Raw genomic sequence first — 9,178 nt, 5'->3', positions numbered from 1 at the left:
TTCCCCCCGACCTGATCCGACCCGGCTGGCGCGGCGAACGATTCAGCCTCGCCGATTCGGTCAGCGTCTTCTGCCAAGCATCAGACACACCATGAACGCGACGACCCGCACCCTTGTCGTCTGGTGTCCCGATTGGCCGGCGGTGGCGGCCGCCCGGCAGGCGGGTCGGCCGGCGAGTGACCCGGTCGCGGTCTTCCATGCCAACCGGGTGCAGGCCTGCACGACGGCGGCTCGGGCCGAGGGAATCACCGTCGGGCAACGACGCCGGGATGCCCAGTCCCGGTGTCCGGATCTACTCATCGCGCAGGTCGATCATGATCGCGACGGTCGGCTGTTCGAGCCGGTGGCCGCTGCCGTCGAGTCCATCGCGCCGGGCGTCGAGATCCTCCGGTCCGGGGTCGTCGCCTGCTCGGCACGCGGCCCCGGCCGCTACTTCGGCAGCGAGATCGCAGCAGCAGAGCGCATTGTCGACGTCGTCGAGGCGCTGGACATCGAGTGCTCGGTCGGGATCGCCGATGCTTTGGCGGTGGCGGTGCTGGCCGCCCACCGCGGGGCCATCGTCCCCCCGGGTCGGTCGGCCGAGTTCTGCGCTCCGCTACCGATCACCGACCTGGCCAGGGATCCGGCGATCAGCCCACCCGAGCGGGCGGCGTTGACCGACCTGCTCATCCGGCTGGGCATCACCACCGCCGGTGCCTTCGCCGCACTCCCGGAGGGCAAGGTCGCCACCAGGTTCGGGGCCGACGGTGTGCAGGCGCATCGGCTGGCCCGTGGGATGGCCGAGCGCGGGATGTCCCGCAGGCAGCTACCGCAGGAGCTGACGGTGGAACAGGTCTGCGACCCGCCGTTGGAGCGGGTGGACACAGCGGCCTTCGCGGCCAGGGCACTGGCCGAACGGTTCCACGCCACGCTGGCAGACGCCGGACTGGCCTGCACCCGGTTGGCCATCACCGCAGTCACCGAACGGGATGCGGTTCTCACCCGGATCTGGCGGTGCGCGGCACCGCTTACCGCGGCCGCCACCGCCGACAGGTTGCGCTGGCAACTCGACGGCTGGCTCACCGCCGGTCGCACCGCGTCTGTCGCGGGCGGCCCGGGAGCCATCGCCCGGCTCAAGCTCGAGCCGATCGAGGCGATCGGCGCCGGCCGCATCCAGTACGGCCTGTGGGGATCGGACGGGCAGGACGACCAGCGGGCCGGTTGGGCCTTCGCCCGGGTGCAGGGTCTGCTCGGGCCCGAGTCGGTGCTGGCGCCGGTCCGGTCGGGCGGCAGGAGCCCGGCGGACCGGGTGACCCTGGTGCCCTGGGGTGACGAGAAGGTGGGCGCCAGCAACCCGGCTGATCCCTGGCCCGGCTCCCTTCCCGCCCCGTCACCGGCCAAGGTGATCAACTCCGATTCGCCGGAGATCGCCGTCCTGGATGATGCCGGCAGGCTCGTGCAGCTCACCGGTCGCGGTGTGCTGACCGGATCGCCCGCCTGGCTGGTGAAGGGCACGCCACATCGGATCGACGCCTGGGCGGGTCCGTGGCTGCTCGACGAGCGGTGGTGGTCGACGGACCGTCGGCCGACCAGCGCCCGCGTGCAACTCGTCACCGACGACGGGATCGCCGTCCTCGCCCGATCGACCCCCGGCGGCTGGCAGATCGAGGGGGTGTACGACTGATGGGCTGGTCCAATCCCATCGTTCCGTGGAACGAACTGGAACGAGCGCTGTCGGGCCGTCCACCTCTCCCCGGCAGGGGTCCGGTCGGGCCGCTGCGCCCTCTGGGTCACGACCGGCCCGAACCCGATCCCGACGGCCCGCCGATCGAATACCCCAGCTCACAGCGACGGCAACGGCCGACGGTGGAAACCGCCACCCCGGTGGATCCGGCCACTCGGGTGCCCTACGCGGAACTGCACTGCCACTCAGCCTTCAGCTTTCTCGACGGCGCCTCCACCCCGGAACTGCTGGTGGCCGAGGCGCTCCGGCTCGGGTTGGACGCGCTGGCCATCACCGACCATGACGGCCTCTACGGCATCGTCAGGTTCGCCGAGGCCGCCGCGGACACCCCGCTGCGAACGCTGTACGGCGCCGAGTTGTCGTTCGGTCTCCCGGAGCCGCAGATGGGTGTCGCCGACCCGGTCGGCGATCATCTGCTGGTGCTGGCCAAGGGGCAGGAGGGCTACAACAGGCTGTCCGCGCAGATCAGCCGCGCCCAGCTGAACGGCGGCGAGAAGGGCCGGCCGATCTACGACCTCGACGTGCTCGCCGAGGCTTCCCAGGATCACTGGTTGATCCTCACCGGCTGTCGCAAGGGGAGGGTCCGGCGGGCACTGGCCAGGCACGGTCCGGCGGCCGCGCGGGCCGAGATCTGTGAGCTGATGGATCGTTTCGGCCGGGCTAACGTCGTCGTCGAGCTCAGCACGCAGTTCCTGCCCACCGATGACGAGGACAACGACGCGCTTGCCGACCTCGCCCGGCAGTTGGGATTGCCGGTGGTCGCCACCACCGGTGCGCATTACGCCGATCCCCAGTCGAGCAGGGTGGCCGCGGCCATGGCGGCCGTTCGCGGCCGGCGCAGCCTGGACGAGGCGGACCCGTTCCTGCCACCGGGTCCCGGTGCCCACCTGCGGTCCGGCGCCGAGATGGCCGCGCTGTTCGCCCGCTACCCGACGGCCGTGTCGACCGCGGCCGCGATCGGCCGGGAGTACTCGTTCGACCTGCACCTGGTCGCCCCGCAGTTGCCGCCGTACGACGTCCCGCCCGGGCACGACGAGAACTCGCATCTGCGGCAACTCACGCTCGCCGGTGCGGCGAACCGGTACGGACCACCGGGAGAAAGACCCGATGCGTACGAGCAGATCGACAAGGAATTGAAGATCATCGCCGATCTGAACTTTCCCGGCTATTTCTTGATCGTGCACGACATCGTCGATTTCTGCCGAACGGCGAACATCTTCTGTCAGGGCAGAGGGTCCGCGGCCAATTCGGCCGTATGTTATGCGCTCGGCATCACCGCGGTCGACGCGGTGCGCTATCAATTGTTGTTCGAACGGTTCTTGGCGCCCGAACGGGACGGCCCGCCGGACATCGACATCGACATCGAATCGGACCGCCGCGAGGAGGTCATCCAGTACGTCTACGAGCGTTACGGTCGTGAATACGCAGCACAGGTCGCCAACGTCAACACCTTTCGCCCACGGATGGCGGTGCGCGACATGGCGAAGGCGCTCGGTCATTCACCCGGCCAGCAGGACGCCTACTCCAAACAGCTCGACGGCTGGACGCCGTTGGCGGCGCAGATCAAGGAGGCCACGGCCGGCGGTAGCATCGAACATCCCATTCCGGCCGATGTCCTCGACCTGGCCGGACAGATCCAGGATTTCCCCCGGCATCTCGGTATCCATTCCGGCGGAATGGTGATCTGCGACCGCCCGGTTGCCCAGGTCTGCCCGGTGGAATGGGGGCGCATGGAGAACCGGTCCGTGCTGCAATGGGACAAGGACGATTGCGCGGCAATGGGCCTGGTGAAATTCGACCTGCTCGGGCTCGGCATGCTCTCGGCGCTGCACTACGCGGTCGATCTGGTCGGTGAGCACCAGGGGATCGACGTCGATTTCGCCCAGCTCGACCTCGAGGAACCGGCGGTGTACGAGATGCTCCGCCGCGCCGATTCGGTCGGTGTCTTCCAGGTCGAGTCGCGGGCCCAGATGGCGACCCTGCCCCGGCTCAAGCCGCGCACCTTCTACGACCTGGTGGTCGAGGTGGCGCTGATCCGCCCCGGGCCGATCCAGGGCGGCTCCGTTCACCCCTACATCCGGCGCCGCAACGGTGAGGAACCGGTGACCTACGAACATCCGGTGATGAAGCGCTCCCTGGAGAAGACCCTCGGCATCCCGTTGTTCCAGGAGCAACTCATGCAGCTTGCCGTCGATGTCGCCGGGTTCGACGCGGGGGAGGCCGACCAGCTCCGAAGAGCCATGGGCGCCAAGCGATCCAGCGCGAAGATGGAGAAGCTCAAGGGCCGGTTGTACGACGGGATGCGAACCCGGCACGGCCTCGTCGGGGACGTGGCCGACCGCATCTACGAACGGCTGCTCGCGTTCGCCAACTTCGGGTTCGCCGAGTCGCACGCGCTGTCCTTCGCGGCACTGGTCTTCTATTCGTCCTGGCTCAAGCTGCATCACCCGGCCGCGTTCTGCGCCGCCCTGCTCCGCGCGCAGCCGATGGGTTTCTACTCACCGCAATCGTTGGTGGCCGACGCCCGCCGGCACGGGGTGACGGTGCGCCGCCCCGACATCAACGAGTCCGGGGTGCACGCCGACCTGGAACCGGGGCCGGACGGGGCGCCGGCCGTGCGGCTCGGCCTCGGCGGCATCCGGACCATCGGAACCGAGGTCGCCGAGCAGATCATCGCCCGGCGACCCGAATCCGGGTACCGGACGCTGGACGAACTGACCAGGGCCGTCACCCTCACCACCCCCCAGGCCGAGGCGCTCGCGACGGCGGGGGCGCTGGACGTGCTCACCGGGATGCAGGCGAGAGCCGGCAAGGACCGGCGGCGGGCGCTGTGGGCGGCCGGTGCGGCGGCCGGGCCGATCGCCGGCACCCTGCCTGGCAGCACCGTCGGGCTGGATGCCCCCGTGCTGCCGGGGATGAGCGACATCGAACTGACCATCGCCGACATCTGGGCGACCGGGATCTCGCCGGAGTCCTATCCCACCGAGTTCTCCCGGGAGACGCTCGCCGAGTGGGGGGTTCGCACCGCCGTCGACCTGCATTCCGTCGAGCACGGCACCAGGGTGCTGGTCGCCGGGGTGGTCACCCACCGGCAACGACCCGCCACCGCCTCGGGAGTCATCTTCATCAACCTCGAGGACGAAACCGGGATGGTCAACGTCATCTGCTCGATCGGGTTGTGGTCCCGCTATCGGCGGGTCGCCCGTGGATCGCCGTCGCTGGTGATCCGCGGCGTCGTCGAACGGGCCGGCGGGTCGATCTCGATCGTGGCCGACCGGATCGCCGCGGTGGATCTTGTCGCCACCACGCCCTCGCGGGATTTCCGATGACCGTTGTCTGGCACGATCGACGCCATGAGCGAGGTCTTCGAGCAAGCGTCAGTGTCGTTGATACTGGCCGACTTCGCCGTCGCCGATCAGCTCGGAAAGCTCCAGATGGTCGGTGGTGGCCTGCAACTCATCGGGCGGGACCACGCCACCGGGGTCACCGCGGCGTTCGCCCTGGTCGTCAGCCTGACCTTCCCGCCGGAACTGTTCAACGAGCAGTACGCGTTCGAGGTCGTCCTGGAGCGGGAGAACGGCACCCCGCTGGAACTGACCGAATCGGCCGCCAGCCCAGGCGGTTCCAGGGTCATGCGGTTCGGCCAGACCCTGCAGATCGAGGAACCCAACTTCCGCGGCAGCGGCGTGCCCCGCCGGGCCCTGCCGACGCGCTCGCATGTGGTGCTCTACTTCAACACCGGCCTTCCGCTCCCACCCGGCCAGGTGCTGCTCTGGCGCGCACGGATCGACGGCGAGTCCCGTCCGGAGTGGACCGTCGCGTTCTTCGTCCCGGCCCCGCCGCCCGCACCGGTGCTGGGCTGATCGGATGAGAATCGCCACCTGGAACATCAATTCCGTCCGTGCCCGGATCGACCGGCTGGTCGCCTGGCTCGAGCGCAGTGACGTCGACATCCTGGCAATTCAAGAGACCAAGGTTCCCGACGAGAAGTTCCCGCTCGACCGGATCCGGGCACTGGGCTACGAGGTCGCCCACCACGGAACCAACCAGTGGAACGGCGTCGGGGTCATCTCCAGGGTCGGCATCGACGACATCCGGATCGGAGTTCCCGGCGTACCCGGATTCGGCGACCCGGCGGCGGCGGAGGCCCGGGCGATCGGCGTGCTCTGCGGGGGCATCCGGGTGTGGAGCCTTTACGTGCCCAACGGCCGGGCGATCGGCGACCCGCACTACGACTACAAACTCGCCTGGCTGGCGGCGCTGCACGACTACGGCGCCAAGGAACTCGCCGCCGATCCGAACGCTCAGATCGCGCTGTGCGGCGACTTCAACATCGCGCCGACGGACGACGACATCTGGAGCGTCGACTACTACCGCGGGTCCACCCATGTGACGCCGCCCGAGCGACAGGCCTTCTTCAATCTGGTGGATGCCGGCTTCACCGACGTCGTCCGCCCGCTGCACCCGGGACCCGGCGTCTACACCTACTGGGACTACACCCGCCTGGCGTTCCAGAAGCGCCGCGGTATGCGCATCGATTTCGCCCTCGCCAGTCCTGCTCTCGCCGCCCGGGTCACCGGGGCGGTCATCGACCGGGAGGAACGCAAGGGCAAACTTCCCTCAGACCACGCGCCGGTCATCGTGGAGCTCGCCGACGCCGATTCTCACGACTCCGATGTGCACGACGACGTTCCCCAGGAGAAGCCATGACCCGGATCCTGGTCATCGAACACGATCCCGACGACCCGTTGCTGCGGCTCGGGGAGTGGCTGACGGAAACGGGCGTGGAGCTGACCGTCTGCCGTCCGCACGCGGGCGACCAGATCCCCGCAACGCTCGACGGGTTCGACGCGGTGATCAGCATGGGCGGCGAGATGGGCGCCCGTGACGACGATCGGGCGCCCTGGCTGCCGGCCACCCGAGCGCTGCTCTCGTCCGCGATCGCCGCCGAGACACCCACGCTGGGCATCTGTCTCGGCGCCCAACTCCTCGCGGCCGCCGCCGGAGGTTCCGTACAGAAGGGCGCAAACGGGGCCGAAATCGGGGCGTATCTGGCGGCGAAACGGGACGCCGCCATGTCGGACCCGTTGTTCGCCGACCTGCCGATGACCCCCGACGTCATGCATTACCACTACGACGTCGTCCCGACCCTGCCGCCGGGCGCGGTGCTGTTGCTGTCCTCGATGGGATACCCGAACCAGGCCTGGCGGCAGGGCACCGCGGCATGGGCTCTGCAGTTCCACATCGAGCCGACCGCGGAGGACGTCCGGAACTGGGCGCGGAAGGAGAAAATCGCGCTGACAGGGCGTCTTGGCCCGGCGCTCGACGACGCTGAGGACGTGATGGGCGAGGTGTGGCGGGAGTTCGCGCACCGTTTCGTCGACTTCATCAAGCAGGGCAAGGCCCCGTCCCGCACACTGCTGCCGGTGGTGGCGATCCAGACGTGAACCGATGAGCAGGCCGGCGGCGAGAACGCCCGCCCGGTTCGGGCTTCCCGACACCGAGCGGGTGCGGACCGACCTCGGCGTCGTCGGTCTGTTCGGACAGTCCGGGCCGCTGCCCGGTAGCGACGACATCCTGATCGCACTGTCGCGGTCCGGCCGCCCCGAACTCGCGGTGCACGGGCTCGCCCGGCTGCTCGAGGCCACCGACGACGGTGACGAGCTCCTCGAGACACTGCGTAGCCAACCGAGGTTCCGCGGCCGGCTGATCGCGCTGCTCGGTGCGTCCACCGTGTTGTCGGAGCATCTCGCGACCTGGCCGGAGGACTGGCACTCCCTGGTTCCGGAGGCACCTGCCGAGTACCTGCTGGACCCGAAAGATGCCAGGGCGGTGCTGTTCTCCGCCGTGGGCATCGATCTCGATCAACCCCTGTGCACCGGAACCGAGGGAGCCCGGGCGACGATCACCGGTGGCAAGGCAATCGCCGCGCTGCGCCGCACCTACCGATCTCAACTCCTGGTCGTGGCTGCCCACGACCTGGCACCCGCCGTCGAGACATCGATGCCGACGACAGCGCTGCCCGCCGTCTGCCAGGCGCTGACCGAACTCGCCGACGCCACCCTGCAGGCCGGGCTCGCCGTGGCGGCGGCCGAGTTACCGGCGAGCGCGGCGCCCACCAGGCTCTCGGTCATCGCGATGGGCAAGTGCGGCGCCAAGGAGCTGAACTACCTCTCCGACGTCGACGTCATCTTCGCCGCCGACCACCCCGGACCCGATCCGGCCGACGACACCGCGATGCTCGCGACGGCCAACGCACTGGCGTCCGGCGTGATGCGGATCTGCGGGTCAGCGGCCTGGGAAGTGGATGCCGCGCTCCGCCCGGAGGGCAAGGCGGGGGCACTGGTCCGCACTCCGGCGTCGATGGCCAACTACTACCAGCGCTGGGCGCACACCTGGGAGTTCCAGGCCCTGCTCAAGGCCCGCCCCGCCGCCGGCGACCCCGACCTCGGCCAGCAGTTCCTGGACATCACCGCCCCCGGCGTCTGGTCGGCCGCCGGGCGGGAGTCCTTCGTCGACGACGTCCAGGCGATGCGCCGACGAGTCGAGGAGAACATTCCCGAACGGCAGCGGGCCCGGGAACTCAAGCTCGGCGCCGGCGGCCTGCGGGATGTCGAGTTCGCGGTCCAGTTGCTGCAGCTGGTGCACGGCCGGACCGATCCGGGACTGCGGCTGCCGGGCACCCTGATGGGCCTGCGGTCGCTGATCCGGGGCGGGTACGTCGGACGCACCGACGGCGCGGAGATGGCCGCGGCCTACACGTTCCTGCGCAGGGCCGAGCACAGGCTGCAGTTGCAGCGGTTGCGGCGCACCCACCTGCTCCCGGAGGACCCGGCGGATCTCGAGTGGCTGGCTCGCACCGACGGGTACACGGCGACCGGGTCGTCGAGCGCCGGCGAGGTCTTCGTCGCCGAGCGGATCCGGCATGCGAGCACCGTCCGCCGGCTGCACGAGAAGCTCTTCTACCGGCCGCTGCTGCATGCCATCGCCGCCGTGGGCGAGGACGAGACCAGGCTGTCGCCGCAGGCCGCCACCGCCCGGCTCGCCGCCCTGGGGTTCGCCGCGCCCGAGGCGGCGATGCGTCACCTGGCCGCGCTCAGCCTCGGGGTGAGCAGGCGCGCGGCCATTCAGCGGACGCTGCTGCCGGTGCTGCTCGACTATTTCTCCTCCAGTCCCGACCCCGACGGCGGCCTGCTGTCCTACCGCCAGGTGTCCGAGGCGCTCGCGGACACCCCCTGGTATCTCAGGCTGCTGCGGGACGAGGGCTCGGTGGCCGAGCGGCTCGCCACCCTGCTCGGCGGGTCCCGGCTGATCGCCAGCCTGCTCACCAGGGCGCCCGAGGTGCTCCGGCTGCTGGCGGACGACGCGTCCTTGCTTGCGCCGGAACCGGAAACCGTTGCGGCGGCACTGCTCGCGAGGTGCCAGCGGGCAACCAGCAGCAGGGAGGCGGTGGAC

6 protein-coding genes are annotated in these 9,178 nt (G+C 69.9%); all 6 read left to right on the top strand.

Annotation, left to right across the window (positions count from 1 at the left end):
- The first annotated feature begins 91 nt into the window (after positions 1-91).
- A complete protein-coding gene (locus ACVBEQ_RS27890) occupies positions 92-1,663 on the top strand; it encodes a DNA polymerase Y family protein (protein WP_447156700.1) in 1,572 nt (523 codons plus the stop codon).
- Positions 1,663-5,052 (top strand): error-prone DNA polymerase, encoded by a 3,390-nt coding sequence (locus ACVBEQ_RS27885; RefSeq protein WP_447156699.1) that lies wholly within the window; start codon positions 1,663-1,665, stop codon positions 5,050-5,052. Before ACVBEQ_RS27890 ends, ACVBEQ_RS27885 begins: the two co-directional genes overlap by 1 nt.
- Before the next feature lie 24 nt (positions 5,053-5,076).
- Positions 5,077-5,586: a hypothetical protein gene (locus ACVBEQ_RS27880; RefSeq protein WP_447156698.1), complete on the top strand. Its 510-nt coding sequence runs from the start codon at positions 5,077-5,079 to the stop codon at positions 5,584-5,586.
- A 4-nt stretch (positions 5,587-5,590) separates the two neighbouring features.
- A complete protein-coding gene (locus ACVBEQ_RS27875; protein WP_447156697.1) occupies positions 5,591-6,433 on the top strand; it encodes an exodeoxyribonuclease III in 843 nt (280 codons plus the stop codon).
- Positions 6,430-7,170: a type 1 glutamine amidotransferase gene (locus ACVBEQ_RS27870; protein WP_447156696.1), complete on the top strand. Its 741-nt coding sequence runs from the start codon at positions 6,430-6,432 to the stop codon at positions 7,168-7,170. The genes ACVBEQ_RS27875 and ACVBEQ_RS27870 overlap by 4 nt, the downstream gene beginning before the upstream one ends.
- A 4-nt stretch (positions 7,171-7,174) precedes the next feature.
- Positions 7,175-9,178 (top strand): bifunctional [glutamine synthetase] adenylyltransferase/[glutamine synthetase]-adenylyl-L-tyrosine phosphorylase (locus ACVBEQ_RS27865; RefSeq protein WP_447156695.1); only part of this gene is annotated, 2,004 nt, incomplete at its 3' end.

It is taken from the genome of Nakamurella sp. GG22, assembly GCF_052976845.2.
The sequence above is the reverse complement of the archived record's forward strand: the minus strand, read 5'-3'. Positions and strand labels throughout refer to the sequence as shown.

Coding starts and splice junctions, on each gene's coding strand:
- ACVBEQ_RS27890 (WP_447156700.1), top strand. CDS start 92: ATGAACGCGACGACCCGCACCCTTGTCGTCTGGTGTCCCGATTGGCCG.
- ACVBEQ_RS27885 (WP_447156699.1), top strand. CDS start 1,663: ATGGGCTGGTCCAATCCCATCGTTCCGTGGAACGAACTGGAACGAGCG.
- ACVBEQ_RS27880 (WP_447156698.1), top strand. CDS start 5,077: ATGAGCGAGGTCTTCGAGCAAGCGTCAGTGTCGTTGATACTGGCCGAC.
- ACVBEQ_RS27875 (WP_447156697.1), top strand. CDS start 5,591: ATGAGAATCGCCACCTGGAACATCAATTCCGTCCGTGCCCGGATCGAC.
- ACVBEQ_RS27870 (WP_447156696.1), top strand. CDS start 6,430: ATGACCCGGATCCTGGTCATCGAACACGATCCCGACGACCCGTTGCTG.